The sequence below is a fragment of the Mycobacterium sp. VKM Ac-1816D genome (genome assembly GCF_000416385.1).
In the GTDB taxonomy this organism is placed as follows: domain Bacteria; phylum Actinomycetota; class Actinomycetes; order Mycobacteriales; family Mycobacteriaceae; genus Mycobacterium; species Mycobacterium neoaurum_A.
In genome coordinates, this window is sequence record NZ_AOHQ01000146.1 from 125,089 (window position 1) to 143,861 (window position 18,773).

The 18,773-nt window shown below is 67.2% G+C and carries 16 protein-coding genes; 1 reads left to right on the forward strand and 15 read right to left on the reverse strand.

Annotated elements, in window-relative coordinates:
- Positions 1–2 precede the first annotated feature (2 nt).
- The 10 genes from secA to ahcY all read right to left on the reverse strand — a co-directional run bounded on the left by secA (position 3) and on the right by ahcY (position 13,398).
- Complete coding sequence (gene secA / locus G154_RS25020; RefSeq protein WP_019514695.1) at positions 3–2,798, reverse strand: preprotein translocase subunit SecA; 2,796 nt, start codon at positions 2,796–2,798, stop codon at positions 3–5.
- A gap of 193 nt (positions 2,799–2,991) precedes the next feature.
- Positions 2,992–3,627 carry a ribosome-associated translation inhibitor RaiA gene (gene raiA / locus G154_RS25025; protein ID WP_192817341.1) on the reverse strand — a complete coding sequence of 212 codons (636 nt, stop codon included), beginning with the start codon at positions 3,625–3,627 and terminating at the stop codon, positions 2,992–2,994.
- Positions 3,628–3,961: 334 nt separating this feature from the next.
- Positions 3,962–4,591, reverse strand: a complete 630-nt coding sequence (locus G154_RS25030) for a ComF family protein (protein ID WP_023985438.1) — start codon at positions 4,589–4,591, stop codon at positions 3,962–3,964.
- Positions 4,592–4,659: 68 nt separating this feature from the next.
- The gene (gene lpqB, locus G154_RS25035) at positions 4,660–6,402 is read right to left on the reverse strand and encodes an MtrAB system accessory lipoprotein LpqB (protein ID WP_237742531.1); all 1,743 of its coding nucleotides are present in this window, start codon (positions 6,400–6,402) and stop codon (positions 4,660–4,662) included.
- A 23-nt stretch (positions 6,403–6,425) separates the two neighbouring features.
- On the reverse strand, positions 6,426–8,102 hold the full coding sequence (mtrB, locus tag G154_RS25040) for an MtrAB system histidine kinase MtrB (protein WP_023985437.1): 1,677 nt from the start codon (positions 8,100–8,102) through the stop codon (positions 6,426–6,428).
- Between the two features lie 91 nt (positions 8,103–8,193).
- Positions 8,194–8,880, reverse strand: a complete 687-nt coding sequence (gene mtrA / locus G154_RS25045) for a two-component system response regulator MtrA (protein ID WP_019514701.1) — start codon at positions 8,878–8,880, stop codon at positions 8,194–8,196.
- A gap of 57 nt (positions 8,881–8,937) precedes the next feature.
- Positions 8,938–9,570 carry a dTMP kinase gene (locus tag G154_RS25050; RefSeq protein WP_019514702.1) on the reverse strand — a complete coding sequence of 211 codons (633 nt, stop codon included), beginning with the start codon at positions 9,568–9,570 and terminating at the stop codon, positions 8,938–8,940.
- Between the two features lie 21 nt (positions 9,571–9,591).
- Complete coding sequence (locus tag G154_RS25055) at positions 9,592–10,410, reverse strand: tetratricopeptide repeat protein (RefSeq protein WP_019514703.1); 819 nt, start codon at positions 10,408–10,410, stop codon at positions 9,592–9,594.
- 41 nt (positions 10,411–10,451) lie between these two features.
- Positions 10,452–11,729 (reverse strand): lipase family protein, encoded by a 1,278-nt coding sequence (locus G154_RS25060; protein WP_045546592.1) that lies wholly within the window; start codon positions 11,727–11,729, stop codon positions 10,452–10,454.
- A gap of 208 nt (positions 11,730–11,937) precedes the next feature.
- Positions 11,938–13,398: an adenosylhomocysteinase gene (gene ahcY, locus G154_RS25065; protein ID WP_019514705.1), complete on the reverse strand. Its 1,461-nt coding sequence runs from the start codon at positions 13,396–13,398 to the stop codon at positions 11,938–11,940.
- A gap of 288 nt (positions 13,399–13,686) precedes the next feature.
- Between ahcY and G154_RS25070 the strand changes: the two genes are divergently transcribed.
- Positions 13,687–14,979, forward strand: a complete 1,293-nt coding sequence (locus tag G154_RS25070) for an MFS transporter (RefSeq protein WP_019514706.1) — start codon at positions 13,687–13,689, stop codon at positions 14,977–14,979.
- Here the strand turns inward: G154_RS25070 and G154_RS25075 are convergent.
- The 5 genes from G154_RS25075 to manA all read right to left on the reverse strand — a co-directional run bounded on the left by G154_RS25075 (position 14,957) and on the right by manA (position 18,770).
- A complete protein-coding gene (locus G154_RS25075; protein WP_019514707.1) occupies positions 14,957–15,589 on the reverse strand; it encodes a TetR family transcriptional regulator in 633 nt (210 codons plus the stop codon). The genes G154_RS25070 and G154_RS25075 overlap by 23 nt on opposite strands.
- A gap of 41 nt (positions 15,590–15,630) precedes the next feature.
- A complete protein-coding gene (locus G154_RS25080) occupies positions 15,631–15,810 on the reverse strand; it encodes a rubredoxin (RefSeq protein ID WP_019514708.1) in 180 nt (59 codons plus the stop codon).
- A 37-nt stretch (positions 15,811–15,847) separates the two neighbouring features.
- On the reverse strand, positions 15,848–16,009 hold the full coding sequence (locus G154_RS25085) for a rubredoxin (RefSeq protein WP_019514709.1): 162 nt from the start codon (positions 16,007–16,009) through the stop codon (positions 15,848–15,850).
- Between the two features lie 2 nt (positions 16,010–16,011).
- Positions 16,012–17,250, reverse strand: coding sequence for an alkane 1-monooxygenase (locus G154_RS25090; RefSeq protein ID WP_019514710.1), 1,239 nt, complete (start codon positions 17,248–17,250; stop codon positions 16,012–16,014).
- A 254-nt stretch (positions 17,251–17,504) separates the two neighbouring features.
- Complete coding sequence (gene manA, locus G154_RS25095) at positions 17,505–18,770, reverse strand: mannose-6-phosphate isomerase, class I (RefSeq protein WP_019514712.1); 1,266 nt, start codon at positions 18,768–18,770, stop codon at positions 17,505–17,507.
- Positions 18,771–18,773: the final 3 nt, after the last annotated feature.

Consider the following 18,773-nt stretch of genomic DNA (forward strand, 5'->3'; position numbering starts at 1 on the left):
GCCTAGCGCTTCTTGCCGCGGCGCGCCGCCTCGCGACGCTCCTTGCGGGTTCCGCCGCCTGCCGGCCTGTTCGTACCGCCGCCGGACCGCTTGACCTCGGCCGAGCCGTCCTCGGCGGGGCCGGTGTAGGTCAGCGGCGGCGCGGAGCCGTCGTTGATTCCCTTGGCCTGCACGCCCGCCGGGCGTTCCTTGGTGGCGACCTGCCCCTGCTGGCCCGCCCCCTGCTGCGCGGCCGCGGCGGCGAACTCGGCCAGCCCGGTGGACATCGGCTGTACCACCGGTGCGGTCTGCGGCGCTGCCTCGACCGCCACGTTGAACAGGAAGCCGACCGACTCCTCCTTGAGACCCTCGAGCATGGCGACGAACATGTCGTATCCCTCGCGCTGGTACTCGACCAGCGGGTCGCGCTGGGCCATCGCGCGCAGCCCGATGCCCTCCTTGAGGTAGTCCATCTCGTAGAGATGTTCACGCCACTTGCGGTCGATCACGTTGAGCAGCACGTTGCGCTCCAGCTGCCGCATCGCACCCTCGCCGCCGATGGCGTCGATCTGCGCCTCCCGCTCGGCGTAGGCCCGCTCGGCATCCTTGATCAGCGCGTCCAGCAGTTCCTCGCGGGTCAGCTCGCCGGGCTCGCCGATGGCATCGGAATCGATCAGGTCGTGGTGGTCGATGCTCACCGGGTACAGCGTCTTGAGCGCCTCCCACAGCTTCTCCAGATCCCAGTCCTCGGAGTAGCCCTCGGCCGTCGCACCGTCGACATAGGCCGTGATGACGTCGACCATCATGTCGTGCGCCTGCTGTTGCAGGTTCTCGCCCTCCAGGATCATCCGGCGCTCGTCGTAGATGACCGTGCGCTGCCGGTTCATCACCTCGTCGTACTTGAGGACGTTCTTGCGGACCTCGAAGTTCTGCTGCTCCACCTGGGTCTGCGCGCTCTTGATCGCGCGGGTGACCATCTTGGCCTCGATCGGCACGTCCTCGGGCAGGTTCAGCCTGGTGAGCAGGGTCTCCAGCGTCGCACCGTTGAAGCGGCGCATCAACTCATCACCCAGCGACAGGTAGAACCGCGACTCGCCCGGATCACCCTGACGACCGGAACGACCGCGCAGCTGGTTGTCGATGCGGCGCGACTCGTGGCGCTCGGTGCCCAGCACGTAGAGGCCACCGGCGGCGCGCACCTCGTCGGCCTCGCCCTTGGCCTCCGCCTTGATGGCGTTGACGGTGGACTCCCAGGCGGCCTCGTACTCCTCGGGTGTCTCCACCGGGTCCAGGCCCTGATCCTTGAGCCGTTTGTCGGCGAGGAACTCGACGTTGCCGCCGAGCACGATGTCGGTACCGCGGCCTGCCATGTTGGTGGCCACGGTGATGGCGCCACGGCGGCCGGCCTCGGCGATGATGTTCGCCTCTTGCTCGTGGTACTTGGCATTGAGGACGTTGTGCGGCACCTTGCGCTTGGTGAACTGCCGCGACAGGTACTCCGAGCGCTCCACGGAGGTGGTGCCGATCAGGACCGGCTGGCCCTTCTCGTAGCGCTCCACCACATCGTCGACGACGGCGATGTACTTGGCCTCTTCGGTCTTGTAGATCAGGTCGGATTGGTCCTCGCGGATCATCGGCCGGTTGGTCGGGATGGAGACGACGCCCAGCTTGTAGATCTCGTGCAGCTCGGAGGCCTCGGTCTGGGCGGTACCGGTCATACCGGAGAGCTTCTTGTAGAGGCGGAAGTAGTTCTGCAGCGTGATGGTGGCCAGGGTCTGGTTCTCGGCCTTGATCTCGACGCGTTCCTTGGCCTCGATGGCCTGGTGCATGCCCTCGTTGTAGCGCCGGCCCACCAGCACGCGGCCGGTGAACTCGTCGACGATGATGACCTCGCCGTCGCGGACGATGTAGTCCTTGTCGCGCAGGAAGAGCTCCTTGGCCTTCAACGCGTTGTTCAGATAGCTGACCAGCGGTGAGTTGGCCGCCTCGTAGAGGTTCTCGATACCCAACTGGTCCTCGACGAACTCGACACCGATCTCGTGCACACCGATGGTGCGCTTGCGCAGGTCGACCTCGTAGTGGACGTCCTTCTCCATCAGCGGGGCCAGCCGGGCGAACTCGGAGTACCAGTTGGAGGCGCCGTCGGCCGGACCCGAGATGATCAGCGGGGTGCGGGCCTCGTCGATCAGGATGGAGTCGACCTCGTCGACGATGGCGAAGTGATGGCCGCGCTGCACCATCTCCTGCACGGAGTGGGCCATGTTGTCGCGCAGGTAGTCGAAGCCGAACTCGTTGTTGGTGCCGTAGGTGATGTCGGCTGCGTAGGCGGCCCGGCGCTGGTCCGGGGTCAGCCCGGACAGGATGACGCCGACCTCCAGGCCCAGGAAGCGGTGGATACGGCCCATCTGTTCGCTATCGCGTTTGGCCAGGTAATCGTTGACCGTGACGATGTGGGTGCCCTTGCCGGTCAGGGCGTTGAGGTAGGCGGGCATCACGCCGGTCAGGGTCTTGCCCTCACCGGTCTTCATCTCGGCGACGTTGCCGAAGTGCAGCGCCGCACCGCCCATCAGCTGGACGATGAACGGTTTCTGACCGAGCACCCGCCAGGCCGCCTCGCGGGCCACCGCGAACGCCTCGGGCAGCAGGTCGTCGACGTCTTCACCACCGTCGATGCGTTTGCGGAACTCGTCGGTCTTGGCCCGCAGTTCGGCGTCGGAGAGCTTCTCGACGTCCTCGGACAGGGTGTCCACATAGTCGGCCACCTTCTTGAGGCGTTTGACCATGCGGCCTTCACCGAGCCGGAGCAACTTATCGAGCACGCTATTTCCCCTGTGGGTTGACGAATCTGGACGGCCCATGGGCCCGTTCCATCGTAGGCGACCGTTCTGGCAGCCCCCTTAAAAGCGTCCCCGGTGTCGGCACGAGTGTCGACCGGTGCCTGCCCGAACATGCAACGAGCCCCCGGCCGGATCGGCCGGGGGCTCGTGCGGACAGCTGGTCAGACCGGTCGGATCAGGCCAGTCGGATCAATCCGTAGTCGTAGGCGTGCCTGCGGTAGACCACCGTCGGCCGGTCCGACTCCTTGTCGTGGAAGAGGAAGAAATCATGGCCGACGAGTTCCATCTCGTAGAGCGCGTCATCGACGCTCATCGGGGTGGACTCGTGGGTCTTGGTGCGCACGATGCGGCCGGGCTCGTGGAAATCGGCAGGATCGATGGAGAACGGGTCCGCGGCCGCGGGCGCCTCCTCGGCCGGCAGCATCGCGGTGGCCTCGTGCAGGGATACCGGCGTCTTGTCGCCGTAGTGGATCTTGCGGCGGTCCTTCGTCCGGCGCAGCCGTGCCTCGAGTTTGTTGGCAGCCGACTCCAGCGCGGCATAGAAGCTGTCGGCACACGCCTCGCCGCGCACCACCGGTCCGCGACCGCGCGCGGTGATCTCGACGTGCTGGCAGTTCTTCCGCTGACGGCGATTGCGTTCGTGATCGAGCTCGACATCGAAAAGGTAGATGGTCTTGTCGAAACGTTCGAGCCGAGCCAGCTTCTCCGCGACGTAGACGCGGAAGTGCTCAGGTACCTCGACATTTCGGCCCTTGACCACGACCTCGGCGTTCATCGCCGGCGCGTCAGGGGTGTCGTTGCGGTCGTCCATGACCATGGTCGAGTGCTCAGATTGCACGGAATTCGTTGACATACTTGACAACTCATTTCTGTCGGCAGTCGCACGCAGAACGCGTGCCGGATTGTCACAAATACGCCGACGAGAATCGAGCATGCCGCGCGCCCGCCGGCGTCAGGTGTCGAGTTACCACCTCCCACCACAGTCGGGCAGTCCCGATACCGCACGGGCGCCCGTTTTCGGGTGCCGCCGTGAGGTGTTCACGGGTTGTTGGCATCGACCGTAGTCCGAGTTCACCTGACTGTGCCACCTATTTCGCAGACCTGTTTTCAGTTCTTCATCTGCGGGCAACGACGACCCGTGAGAATCACGCGCCGGCCAAGGTCAGAACTGCCTGTACAGCAACGCCGGCACCGCGCAATGCCCGCACCGATTCGCGCGCTGTGGCACCGGTGGTGACGACATCGTCGACGAGGATCACCGTGCCGACCACCGGGCGTGTCACTCGGACCCGACCTGCGAGGTTGCGCTGACGTTCGGAACTGGACAGCCCGACGGAGTCCTTGGCGAAGCCCGTCAGGCGCAACGCTCGGGTCACCGTGACGCCGGGGAGGTCGGTGGCCGCGGCCGCGGCCACCCGTGCCACCGGGTCCCCGCCGCGCCGGCGTGCGGACAACGCTCGGGTGGGTGCGGTGACGATGGTCAGCGGGGTCTCGATGAGCCCCCAGCTCAGCAGGCGGCACAGGCCGATGCGCAGGGTCTGACCCAGCGGTGCCACCAGGTCGGCCCGGCCGTGTTCCTTGACCGCGATGATCGCGTTGCGGCGTGCGCCGGCATAGCGACCCAACGCCAGCACCGGCACACCGGGATCGAGGCGGGGCGTGACCACCAGTGGCTGGGCGGCGCGGGCGCGCAGTTCGGCGGCACACGCCGCGCACCAGCGCGTCGACGGCGCACCGCACCCGCCGCATTCCAGCGGCAGCATCAGATCCAGCACACCCACAAGTGTCGGCGCGGGGTCCGACAATCTGGGTCCGACAATCTGGGTCCGACAGCCTGGGATGTCTAGCCGGGCAGTACGGGCACCGCGCCGGTGACCATCAGCGGCCCGACCTCCGACCAGGTCAGATCGTTGTCGGCCGCCGATCCGGACAGCTGCAGGATCCCCCTGCGGTCGGCCACGTAGACCGTGGACGGATTGGCCGCGACCACCGACATCGGCACCGCCAGGTTGCCGTTGGGCCCGTCGGAGTTCACGCCGTCGAGATTCACATAGGACACCGGGTGCGCGTCGTCGGTGCGGGTGACGACGATATCGTCACCGGTCCGCCAGGACAGCGATACCGCGGTGTCACCGAGCCCGAAGCCCAGCCGGCGCGGATACGTCAGCGCGTATCCCCCACCCGGGGTCTGTTCCACCCCGGCCAGGATCACCTGCCCGTTGATCACCATGGCCGCGCGGGTGCCGTCACGGGAGAGCTGCAGTTCGGCGATGGCGCCGGGGAACTTGGTCGCCACGGCGGTGGAATCGACCGGGATGCGCGCGGGCTGGCCGGACGCGGCCTCCTGCAGGACCCGTACGACGTTGACACCGTCGACGACGACCCAGATGGCCTCGTCCAGCGACCAGGTCGGTCGGGTCAACGAACGGCCGTCGAGCGCCTGCGCGGCATCTCCACCGACCGGTCCGATCCACAGCGAGGACGCCATGTCGGGAGCATCGCGGCGCAGCACCACCACCGAGGCCACCTGCTGGCCGCTGCGCGAGAGGGCCGCGGCGGTCTGGTCGCGCAGCTGCCCGAACGGCCCCGGCACCCGCGGCGCGCGTTGGCCGTCGAGGTACACCAGTGACCCGCCGACCAGCGCGTGCAGACCGGCGCCCGCACCATCGGCCGCGCCGGGGTCGCTGGCCGCGACATCGGCGGTGTCCCAGCCCTGGGCGAACCGGTCGTCCAGCGCCGCGCCGTCGGCGTTGATGACGTAGGGACCGTTGATACCGGCCCGCGCCAGCGTCCAGATGATCTGCGCGGCAAGCAGTTGGCGGGTGTGCGGATCGGTGGTGGAGACATTTTCCAGATCGATGCGCGCGCCGCCGTAACCGCGGCCCACCCCGGTCTTGCTGCCGTCGGCCCGGGTGACCGGCCCGCGCAACCGCAGCGGGGCGGCCAGCAGATTGCGCACCGTATGCGCCATCTCGGGTCGCGGCCCGGTGATCATCTTCGACATCAGTTCGGTGGCAAGCTGATCGGAGTCCGACACCGCGACGTAGCGCGGGTCGGGCACCACCGTGTTGCCGGTGGGGTCGGTGAAATACAGCGTATTGCGGCGGTAGGTCTGCTGGAACTGCTGCCAGTCCAGGAAGACCCCGTTGGGCAGCTTGTCGATGCGCCAGCCGCCGGGTGTCTGCACCAGCTCGATGGGTCCGGGATCGGGTAGCGCGCCCTCGGCGGTCTCGAACACCCCGACGTCGGAAAGCGATCCGAGGATATCGGCCGCCATGGTGACCGACACCCGGTCCGGTCGCCGTGTCTCGGTGAACACCACACCGTCGATCAGTAGCGCGCTGCCGGCGTCATCCCAACCGCGCGAGGCGGATTCGGTGAGGAACTGCCGGGCGGCCAGGTGCCGATTGGCGGGATCGGCGGTGGCCTTGAGGAATTCGCGGAGCAGCACATCGGGCTCCATACCGGGCGACGGTGTCGGCAACCGTGGCGGCGCCGGACGGTCGACGGTGCCGATGGCCTGCGGCGCAGACGAACTCGGCACCCCGGCGCAACCCGATGCCAGCAGCGCGGCAGTGATCAGCATGCTCAGGACCGCCAGGACGCGTCTCATACGCCCTCCGATTCGCGATCGCGCCTGCCCCGCTCGGCGGAGCTGTCCTTGGTCCGTGCCGCGACGTTGACCGGTTTGAGCGGCAGCGGGCTCGTGGTCACCTTGTGCCCGCGCACCAGCGGCAGTGTCAGCCGGAAGCAGGCACCGTTGCCTGGCTCGCCCCAGGCCTCCAGTCGGCCCTGGTGCAGCCGAGCGTCCTCGATGCTGATGGCGAGCCCCAGGCCGGTGCCCCCGGAGCGGCGTACCCGCGACGGGTCCGAACGCCAGAAGCGACTGAACACCAGCTTCTCTTCGCCGGGGCGCAGCCCGACCCCGTGATCGCGGACGGTGACGGCGACGGTGTCCTCGTCGGCGGCCATCCGGATCTCCACGGGCTTGCGCTCGGCGTGGTCGATGGCATTGGCGATGAGGTTTCGCAGGATGCGCTCGACCCGGCGGGGATCGACCTCGGCGATGACCCCGTCGGCGGGCATGTCGACGTCCAGCTGCACGGCGGCGTCGGCCGCCAGGTGCCCGACGTTGTCCAATGCGCTCTGCACGGTGGAGCGCAGATCGACTGCCTCGACCGCCAGTTCGGCCACCCCGGCATCGTGGCGGGAGATCTCCAGCAGGTCGGCCAGCAGCGTCTCGAACCGGTCCAATTCGTTGACCATCAGCTCGGTGGACCGCCGCAACGCGGGGTCCAGCTCATCGCTGTGATCGTGGATCAGGTCGGCGGCCATCCGGACCGTCGTGAGCGGGGTGCGCAACTCATGGCTGACGTCGGAGGTGAAGCGGCGCTGCAGATTACCGAACTCTTCGAGCTGGGTGATCTGGCGTGACAGGCTTTCGGCCATATCGTTGAAGGAGACCGCCAGCCGGGCCATGTCGTCCTCACCGCGCACCGGCATCCGCTCGGTCAGATGACCTTCGGCGAACCGCTCGGCGATGCGTGAGGCCGACCGCACCGGCAACACGATCTGCCGGGCGACCAACAGCGCGATGGCGGCCAGTAATCCGAGCAGCACGATGCCGCCGGTGGCCATGGTGCCGCGCACCAGGGCGATGGTCGATTCCTCGTTGCTCAGCGGGAAGATCAGATAGAGCTCGAGGTTGGTGACCGTCGAGCGAGCCGAGGCGCCGGGACTGCCGACGATGAGAGCGGGCCCGGAGAACCCGTCGGTGTGCACACCCGCGTACTGATAGCTGACCTGGCCCGCCTGGACGAAATCCCGCAGTGCGGTGGGAATCTGCTGAACGGGTCCGGCCGCGGTGGCCGCGCGCGGGCCGTCACCGGGGACGACGAGTACCGCGTCGTAGGCGCCGGCGAGCCCGGGTCCCGCATCGGCCTTGCGATCGATCAGGGTGTTTCGGGCCAGCTGCAGGCTGCTGTCCAGCGACCGGGTTTCCTCACCGCTGACGATGCCGCTCACGGTGTCGCGGGCGCGCTCGATCTCCTCGGTCGCCGCCCGCACCTTGACTTCCAGGATGCGGTCGGTGATCTGGCTGGTGAGCACGAAGCCCAGGACCATGATGACGGCCAGGGACAACCCCAGCGTCAACGAGACCACCCGCAGCTGCAGGGACCGGCGCCAGGCGAAACTGACGGCCCGGCCGAGCGCACCCAGCCCGCGCCACACCGGGGACGGCCCCCGAAATCGGCTGCGGACCCGACGCCTGGAGCCGAAGATCACGAATACTGCCGTTCGGTCATCACGGCGGCGGTGCCGTCAATGATCACGACGGCGGTGCCGTCAATGATCACGACGGCGGTGCCGTCAATGATCACGGCGGGCCGGCCTTGTATCCCACCCCTCGAACGGTCAGCACCACCTGCGGATTTTCCGGGTCGGTCTCGACCTTGGCCCGCAGCCGCTGCACATGCACGTTGACGAGTCTGGTGTCGGCGGGATGCCGGTAGCCCCAGACCTGTTCGAGCAGCACATCACGGGTGAACACCTGGCGCGGTTTGCGGGCCAGCGCCACCAACAGGTCGAACTCCAGCGGCGTCAGCGAGATCTGCTCACCGTTGCGGGTGACCTTGTGGGCCGGCACGTCGATGTCGATATCGGCGATCGACAGCATCTCGGCGGGCTCATCGTCGTTGCGGCGCAGGCGCGCCCGCACGCGGGCCACCAGCTCCTTGGGCTTGAACGGCTTCATGACGTAGTCATCGGCGCCGGACTCCAGACCCAGCACCACGTCCACGGTGTCGGTCTTGGCCGTCAGCATCACGATCGGCACGCCCGAGTCCGAGCGCAGCACCCGGCAGACGTCGATACCGTTCATGCCGGGCAGCATCAGATCCAGCAGAACCAGATCGGGACGCAGCTCGCGCACAGCGGTGAGCGCCTGGCTGCCGTCGCCGATGACGGCCGTGTCGAAACCCTCGTTGCGCAGGACGATGGTGAGCATCTCGGCCAGTGACGGGTCGTCGTCGACGACCAGGATCCGTTGCCTCATGGTGACCATGGTGTCACCACAAGGCGACAAAACCGGGGTGCCACGCGGGGTGCTGCGCGGTGAACCTCAGGCCGTCGACATGCCCGCCGCCAGTGCCGCCGCGTCGACGTCGGGTCCCACGACCACCCACCGCCCGCCCCAGTCCGCGGCGGCCAACTGGGCGTACACCGCGCCGGTGCGCCGTTGCAGACCGCCGTCGCGCTCGTAGGCGTCACGCGCACGGTCGGTCTCCTTCGCCGCCCGGCTGACGGCACGCTCGGCGGCCAGCTCTACCGGAACATCGAGCAGCACTTGATAATCCGGGGCGGGCAGGGCGAAGCGCCCGTATTCCAGGTCGCCGACCCACTCGACCACGTCACCGTCGCCACCCTGATGGAGCCGGGCGGCACTGTAGGCGGCGTTGGAGGCGACATAGCGGTCAAGGATCAGCACATCGCGTTCGGCGAGCAGTCCCTGGATGTCGGCGGCCGCCCCCGAGCGGTCCAGCGCGAACAACATCGCCATCGCATAAACCGATTCGGCGAGATCACCATGTCCGCCGTGCAGTGCCTCGGCGGCCAGATCGGCATGGATCGACACGCCGTAGCGCGGGAACGCCAGGGTGGTCACGGACTTGCCTTCGGCCTCGAACGCCGCGCGCAGACCCTCGGTCAACGTCCGCTTGCCTGCCCCGTCGAGGCCCTCGATCACGATGAGCACGCGGCGAGCGTAGCCGACGCGCTACCCGCCGAACACCCATCCGAGGATCGTCAGCCCCACCATCGCGAACAACAGCAATGCGGGCACGACGGTGGTGAGCCAGGTCGCGCCGAGCACCGCGACCACCAGCCCGCAGGCGCCCGCCAGGGTGAGGAAGATCAACCGCAACGCCACGATGACGTGGCGGGCCGCCGCCGCCCGCAAGACCGCCGACGGGACCATCCGAAGTGTCCAGCACACCGCCGCAATCGGCGCCGCGGCCAGGATTGCGGTGAAAACCCTTGCCAGAACCGTCGATTGACCTTGGTCGTGCAGCGTGAAGATGGCGACCATCGCCGCGGCCAGCAGGACCGTGGACGCCGTCGCCATCCGCAGCACGCGGGTGATGGCCAGCGCGATGTTGCCCAGCGCCGTCTGCGCCAGTCCGGGATCACACCGCATGGCCTGCAGCAGACCACGCAACGCGGCGGTGTTGGTGCCCCACCGCAACCGGCTGACCGCCAGATTGTGGATGGCCAGCCCATGCCCGGGATCGATCCGTAGCGCCTGGAGGTAGTCCGGTTCGGCGGCGGCCAATCCGGTCACCTTCTGTTGTAGGTCACCACGCAGCACCCAGGCATCCGCCGAGGCCGGGGACAGCCGCAGCGCCTGGTCGACGACGGCCAACGCTTCGGCGTGCCGACCGGCCTCCCGCAGCAGGCTGGCATAGGCGTATTGGGCCAGCGGCGAATCGGGGTAAGCGGCGGCGGTCTGCCACGCCAGCGTCAGCGCCTCCTGCACCCGGCCCTGACCGTAGAGCGTCAACGCCTGTGTCCCCCTGGTGGCGATATCGTCAGCCACTGATCCCCCACGGTGTCGCCGATTCCGGTGTCCGCACGACCTTAGAACTGGCCACAGTTGGGTCTGGTCGGCACCCCGTTGAAGCGGTCGGCAATCCACTGCATCGCGGGCTCACCGTCGACGAGCATCGGCAGCGCGTGGTTGACGACGGCCTTGTTGAGGAAAGGCGGTTGCTCGTTGGTGCGGAACTCGACATCGGCCCCCTTGGCACACCAGTCCTTGCCGAGTTGGACCGATGGCGCATACGGCACCAGCGGATCGAACCGGTTGTGGTTGATCATCACGGGCGCATCGGGTTTCAGCGTGCCCAGCTTCTGCAGGTCGAGCAGCCCGCGGAACTGGGGGTCGGTCAGCAGGACGTCGATCGGGCCGTTGAAGTAGGGCTGCAGATGCCGGAACATGAACTTGGTCAGCGTCTCGGGGACGCACTGGTCTCTGGTCTTGTCCACGAAGTCCATCCCGCGCGGGGTGAGCAGTCCGCGAATCTTGCCCGCCACCTCCGGGTAGGTCTGGAACACGCTGTTGAGCGCGTAGCCGATCACCCCCACCAGCGCGCTGCCATCGGCGAACGGGATCAGCGCGGCCAGGTCGGCCGGTGGCGCTCCGGCATAGGTGCCCACGATGTCGAGTTCGGGGGCGTAGGCCGAGGCGAGTTCGGCAGCCGAGGCCGCCGCGCCGCCACCCTGGGAGTAACCCCAGAACGCCACGGGACCGTCAGGGGGCAGCGAGGTGTCGGGCAGTGCCTGCGCCGCGCGCGCCGCGTCGAGCATCGCCTGTCCCTGGGACAGCCGGTTGACGTAGGTGTGGGTGACCCCGATGGTGCCGAGGCCCTCGTAATCGGTCATCACGATGGCGAAGCCACGCGCGACCATGGTCGCCACGAACATCTCCTCGTAGTTGAAGGTCAAGTCCAGATACGGCGACCAGTGAATGCCCTGGTTGAACCCGCGCGACGGTGCGCACTGGTCCCCCTGGCCCTGGGTGCCGGGGCCGTAGACGATCAGCGGCCGCGGACCCCGGCCGGGCCACGGCGCCCACGGCTCGAAATAGGTACCGGTCACCACATCCGGGTTGCCGCGCCCGTCGGTGCTGCGGTACATGATGCGGGTGCCATTGGCCATGATGTGGCCGAGCTGGCCTGACGGCTCGAGCACCAGCCGGGACGGTTCGGTGCGCACGAGCGCACCCGGCGGCACATCCGGCAACGGATTCGGTGGCGTGTAGAAGGCGGTGTATTCGTCTTCGTTGTAATACGGATACCAGTCGTCGGCATGAGCCAATCCGCTTGTCAGACAACCGATGACAAATCCGAAAGACATCACGACGAACAGCGCCCCGGCCCGAATCACTACCGGACAGTAACAAAGAGGTCGCCGATTGAACACGGATTCGTTACGTTTCGTCCGACGGCCAAGGTGTAACGCCGACCGGCGCGCGCGACGGCCGCGGATCACCCCGGACAGCAGGACGCCGCGACGGCACATGCGGCCGTCGCGGCGTCTACTGCTACTCAGTTGGGTCGAGCGATCAGTACCGGTAGTGCTCCGGCTTGTACGGACCCTCGACGTCGACGCCGATGTACTCGGCCTGATCCTTGCTGAGCTTGGTCAGCGTGCCGCCGAGTGCCTCGACGTGGATCTTGGCGACCTTCTCGTCGAGGTGCTTGGCCAGGCGGTAGACCTCGTTGTCGTACTCGTCGTTCTTGGTCCACAGCTCGATCTGCGCGATGACCTGGTTGGAGAAGCTGTTGCTCATCACGAACGAAGGGTGCCCGGTGGCGTTGCCCAGGTTGAGCAGGCGGCCCTCGCTCAGCACGATGATCGACTTGCCCGACTCACCGAAGGTCCACTCGTCCACCTGCGGCTTGATGTTGATGCGGGTGGCACCCGAGCGCTCCAGGGCGGCCATGTCGATCTCGTTGTCGAAGTGGCCGATGTTGCCGAGGATCGAGTGATCCTTCATCGCCTTCATGTGGTCGAGGGTGATGATGTCCTTGTTACCGGTCGAGGTGATGACGATGTCGGCATCGCCGATCGCCTGCTCGACGGTCACCACGTCATAACCGTCCATCAGCGCCTGCAGGGCGTTGATCGGGTCGATCTCGGTGACCTGGACGCGGGCGCCCTGACCGGCCAGCGACTCCGCGCAGCCCTTGCCGACATCGCCGTAACCGCAGATCAGCACCTTCTTGCCGCCGATGAGGGCGTCGGTGCCGCGGTTGATGCCGTCGACCAGCGAGTGGCGGGTGCCGTACTTGTTGTCGAACTTGCTCTTGGTGACCGAGTCGTTGACGTTGATGGCCGGGAAGGCCAGTTCACCTGCGGCGGCGAACTGGTACAGCCGCAGCACGCCGGTGGTGGTCTCCTCGGTGACACCCTGGACCGACTCGGCGATCTTGGTCCACTTGTCCTTCTCGGTCTCGAAGCGCTCACGCAGCACCCCGAGGAAGACCTTCCATTCGGCCGAGTCGTCCTCTTCGGCGGGCGGGACGACGCCGGCCTTCTCGTACTGTGCGCCGCGCAGCACCATCATGGTGGCGTCGCCACCATCGTCGAGGATCATGTTGGCCGGCTCGTTGGGCCAGGTGAGCATCTGCTCGGCGGCCCACCAGTACTCCTCCAGCGTCTCGCCCTTCCAGGCGAAGACCGGGGTGCCCTTGGGCTCTTCGACGGTGCCGTGCGGGCCGACGACGATCGCGGCGGCGGCATGGTCCTGGGTGGAGAAGATGTTGCAGCTCGCCCATCGCACTTCGGCACCGAGCGCAACCAGCGTCTCGATCAGCACGGCGGTCTGCACGGTCATGTGCAGCGAACCCGAGATGCGCGCGCCCTTGAGCGGCTGCACGTCGTGGTACTCGCGGCGCAGTTCCATCAGACCGGGCATCTCGTGCTCGGCCAGACGGATCTCCTTGCGGCCGAATTCGGCGAGCGAAAGGTCGGCGACCTTGTAGTCGATGCCGTTGCGGACATCGGCGGTCAACGCAGTCATAAGTGGTCAGAGCCCCTTTTGTGTCGTTCGTCATCACTGGAGGCAGGCCTGCACGATACGGCGCGGGCCATGCCGAAACCCGTAGCCTGCGGGCTCGCGGGACAGGGCCAACGCATCATCGATGGCGCTCTGCCAGCTACGGGGTATCGCCTTACACCGTAGCCGAAAACGCCGCTGGCCAACCCCGTCCCCCGTCGGCGGATATGCCGACGGTCTCCGACGCGGTTTCGGCGCATCCGCGCCGGGGTACCAAGCGGCTCGCGTTCAGCACAGAGCGGGAGGTCGACCATGCGTGCTCACCCGGCCTCCCACGACGACGGCACCGTACGCCGGTCGCTGATATCGCTGGCCGTGCTGAACTTCTTCCTCGCCGACGCCCGCGACGGCCTCGGCCCGTTCCTCGACGCCTTTCTCGCCACCCGCGGCTGGTCGTCGGTGGCGCTCGGCGCGATCGCCACCACGGGCGGATTGATCGGGCTGGTGGTCACACCGCTGTTCGGGGCGCTGGTCGACGGATCCCGGCGCAAACGCGCGCTGGTCGCCGGTCCGGTGATCGTGGTGACGGCGGTCGCGTTGCTGACCCTGATCGCCCCGACCGGACCGATCGTGTGGGTGGGCCAGGTCGGCACGGCGGTCGTCGGCGCCGTCATCGGTCCGGCGATGATGGGCCTGACCTTGGGGTTGGTCGGCGAACGGGTCTTCGGCAGCCAGGTCGCCCGCAACGAATTCTGGAACCACGTCGGCAACGTGGCGTCGTTGACCGCGGTCTTCGTCCTGGTCTCGCTCTACGGGGATCGGGCGATCATCGGGCTGATGCTGGTGACCGCCGCCGGAGCTGTGTTGGCCGCGTTCTGCGTGTCGGCGTCCGATATCGACCATGACACCGCGCGCGGCCTCGCCGATGGCGATGGCGATGGCGATGGCGATGGCGATGGCGATACCGCCGGGGAACGTCCGTCGGGCCTGCGAACTCTTGTCGCGACACCCGGGCTGGTGGTGCTGGCGCTGGTGCTGTTGATGTTCCACTTCGGCAATGCGCCGATGAGCCGGTTGATCGCCCAGGACTTCGCCATCGAACTGGACACCCCGTTTCGCACCACGGCCATCATCACCGGGGTTGCCCAGGTGTCGATGATCGCCGCCGCGGTCGCGGCACCGGCGGCGATCCGGCGTTTCGGGTTGTCCACGGTGCTGCTCATCGGCCTGTGCGCGCTGCCGGTCCGCGGACTGATCGCCGGCACCGTTCCCGGTTTCTGGACGATCTTCCCGGTGCAGATGCTCGACGGGGTCGGCGCCGGCCTGGTCGGCATCGTCACCCCGGTCGCCGTGGAGCGACTGTTGGCGGGCACCGGGCGTTTCAACGTCGGTTTCGCCGCGGTGATGACGGTCCAGGGTGTGGGGGCATCGCTGAGCAATGTGATCGCCGGCGCCGTGGTGTCCGCGCGCGGCTACCACGCCTCACACCTGTTGAGCGGGTTGATCGCGGTGACCGCGATCGCGCTGTTCCTGCGTTACCGCAGACTCATCGTGCGGCCGGACCGCGAGAGCCTCGACGGTGTCACTGCGGTCCCGGGTCGATGACGCCGTAGCGCTCGGCGAACGGGGACATCAGGCGGGCCAGATCGCGAGCGACATCATGATCGGCCTCCGGCGGCATCGACACGTAGCTCATCGCCAGCCTGACGATCGCGCGGGCGAGCACCCCGGCATCCTCGTCGGTGGCCTTGATCCAGCTGTTCTGGAAGGTGGAGGTCAGCCGCTGCGAGCAGCGGCTGATGATGGGCCCGCTGTCGGTCGTGATGATCTGCAGCAGGTCGGGTTTGGCCTCGCCATTGAGCAAGGAGATGACCAGCGGATCGGACGCGGACTCGACGAAGAAGGCCCGGAAGCCCTCCAGGAACGCCTCGTACACCTGCCCGATGTTGTTCGCGATGGCCGCGTCGACGGCGTTGACCAGGCGGTCGGCCAGCCGCAGGGCGTACCCCTGCGCCAAGCCCTGCCGTGAGCCGAACTCGTTGTAGATGGTCTGTCTGCTGATGCCCGCGGCCCGCGCCACATCGGTGAGCGTGATCGAGGACCAGTCGCGCACCAGCAGCATCTCGCGCATGCCGTCGAGGATCGAATCGCGCAGCAGCACCCGCGATGCCTCCGCATACGGCACGCGGGTGGCGCCGGACCGCGGTGCGTTCATGACCGCGACCCTATAACTTTCGCGCCGATTCGTTGCGACCGTCACGGCCGGGCGATCTCCACCATGTCGAAATCGGACTTGGCCGCACCGCAGTCGGGGCAACTCCAGTCCTCGGGGATGTCCTCCCAGCGGGTGCCCGGCGCGATGCCGTCCTCGGGCCAGCCCTTGGCCTCGTCGTACTCGAATCCGCATTGCACGCAGACGAACAGTTTGTAGTCCATGTCATTCCTTCCGTCGTGTCGATGGTCCCAGTCGGTCTCAGATTGCTTCGAAATCGAGCTTCTCGCGGACCGCACAGTCCGGGCAGGTCCAGTCGTCGGGTACTGCGTCCCAGTTGGTGCCTGCCGGAAAGCCTTCGCGCGGGGCGCCTTTGGACTCGTCGTAGACGAAATCACAGCCGGGGCAACGGTAGGCGGCCACGCTCAGGCCCCCCGCTCGTCGCCGGCCCCGTACTTGGCGAGCACCTTGTCCCGCATCCGCGGATGGATGTTGGCCCGGGTGATGTCACCGTCGTAATGGGCCAGCACCCGGTGATCCATCACCTTGCGCCACAGCGGCGGGAAGTAGGTCAGCCCGATCATCGAGGCGTACCCGCTGGGCAGGTTCGGCGCGCCGTCCATGCTGCGCAGCGTCTGGTAGCGCCGGGTGGGGTTGGCGTGGTGATCGCTGTGCCGCTGCAGGTGATAGAGGAACAGGTTGGTCACGATGTGATCGGAGTTCCAGCTGTGCGACGGGGCGCACCGTTCGTAGCGGCCGGACTCCAGCTTCTGCCGCAGCAGACCGTAGTGCTCCAGGTAGTTGACGGTCTCCAGCAGGGCGAAGCCGTAGATCGCCGAGATCAGGATGTACGGGATCAACCCGAGACCGAAGATCGCCAGCAGGGCGCCATAGAACACCACCGACATCGCCCAGGCGTTGAGCACATCGTTCGACCAATGCCAGGTCGACTTCCCGGCGCGCTCCAGCCGTTTGGCCTCCAACTCCCAGGACGACTTGAGGCTGCCCCACACGCTGCGCGGCAGGAACTCCCAGAAGGTCTCTCCGAACCGCGCCGAGGCCGGATCCTCCGGGGTCGCGACGCGCACGTGGTGACCGCGGTTGTGCTCGATGTAGAAATGCCCATATCCGGTCTGCGCCAGGGTGATCTTGGACAGCCAGCGCTCCAGCGAGTCCTTCTTGTGGCCCATCTCGTGCGCGGTGTTGATACCGACGCCGCCGAGCACACCCACCGAGAGGGCGAGCCCGATCTTCGCCGGCCAGCCGAGGCCACCGTCGAAGCCGAGCCAGCTCAGGTCCGTCGAGGTGAACAGGTACGCCCCGAAGATGACGCTGGCGTACTGGCAGGGAATGTAGGCATAGGTGCAGTACCGGTAGTACTTGTCGTTCTCGAGGCGTTCCATGACGTCATCGGGCGGGTTCTGCCCGTCCGGGCCGAAGAAGCGGTCCAGGATCGGCAACAGTCCGTAGACCAGCAGCGGGCCGACCCAGAACGGGACCTGCGCCGCACCATGCCAGCCGATGTTGTTGAAGGCCCAGACCAGCGGCAGCATCACGAACAGTGCCGTCGGCGCAATCAACCCCATCAGCCACAGGTACCGCTTGCGGTCACGCCATTCGGTCGCGGGAACATCCACGGCCCCGTGGTCGATCTGCGATGTCATCTGCCCTACCCCTCTGTGAGGACTGTCACGTGCAGACTTGACTATAGATCGTTGTTTGTCTGATGTCTAGACAAATTGCATCGATTTGTACACAGCGGTAGGGCTGCGGAGCCACGATCGGCAGGCAGCCGCCGTTTCGGGCATGCCGATGACGACTCACACCTATGGTTTGGTCACCGATGGATTGGTCACCGATGGATTGATCGCCGGCGGGTCGATCACCGACCCCCGGACGGGACAGACGCGCTGACGCGTCAGATGCCGACGGTCACCCGGAACAACCGGGCCGGCTCGTCGGCGGACAGCCGCACCGGGCCGTCGTCGGCGGCGACCCAGGCCGAGGCGCCGCGGGACAGCGTGACGGCCTTGGCGTTGTCGTTGGAGTCGTCGGCGCCCTTGTCCTCGTGGGCCTCGGCGTGCACGCGCACGGTGCCGTCGATGCACAACAGGATCTGCGGGCCCTCGTGATCGGCAGGCACGTCGACCTCGACGCCCAACCGGTCACCGTCCAACTGCAACACCGAGACCGCGAACTCGGTGGCCGGGGTGTCATAGACCAGTTCCACGCCACCGTGCTCGAGCCGCGGCAGGATCGGCGCATCGTCGGTGGGCGTGAAATCCAGTACCCGGAGCAGTTCGGGCACGTCGACGTGCTTGGGTGTCAGACCGCCGCGTAATACGTTGTCGGAGTTGGCCATCACCTCGAACCCGATACCGTGCAGGTAGGCGTGAAGGTTACCGGCGGGAAGATAGATCGCTTCCCCCTCGGCCAACGTGATCCGGTTCAGCAGCATCGCCGCCAGCACCCCGGCGTCACCGGGATACCGCTCACCGAGTTCCAGGATCGTCTTGGCCTCGGCATGAAAGTCGGTCGCACCGGAACGCAGGTAGTTGATGGCCCCGTCGAGCACCGAGGGTACGAGCACGTCGAGATCGGGCTGCGGGAACGTGATCCAGGTGGTGAACAGTGCGCGCAGACCGTCGGCGTCGGACTGGTCGGTGAGCAGGGTGATGAAGGGATCCAGCGCGGGCACCTCAAGGGCGCGCATGAATTCGGCGGTCCTGGCGGCCGGGCGGAAGCCGGCCAGCGCCTCGAACGTCCCCAGCGCGATGATGAGCTCGGGCTTGTGGCTGCGGTCGCGGTAATTACGGGTCGGCGCGTTGACCGGGATGCCCAGGTGATTCTCCAGCTCGAAGCCCTGGACGGCCTGCTGGGCGCTCGGATGCGCCTGCAACGAGAGTGGCTCGTCGGCGGCGAGCACCTTGGCCAAGAACGGCAGTGCGTCACCGAACCGCGCCCGGGCACGGCTGCCGAGCTGACCCTCCGGGTCTGCGGTGATCATCTCCAACAGCGAACGCTCACCGGCGGCCGTCGCACAGTGCGCGGGATCACCAGGATGGGCACCCAGCCACAGCTCGGCCTCGGGATTCGCTGTCGGACTTGGTCTTCCGGTGAACTCGGCGATCGCGGTCCGCGATCCCCAGGCATACTTCCGGATGGCTCCACGGAGCAGGTTCACGCT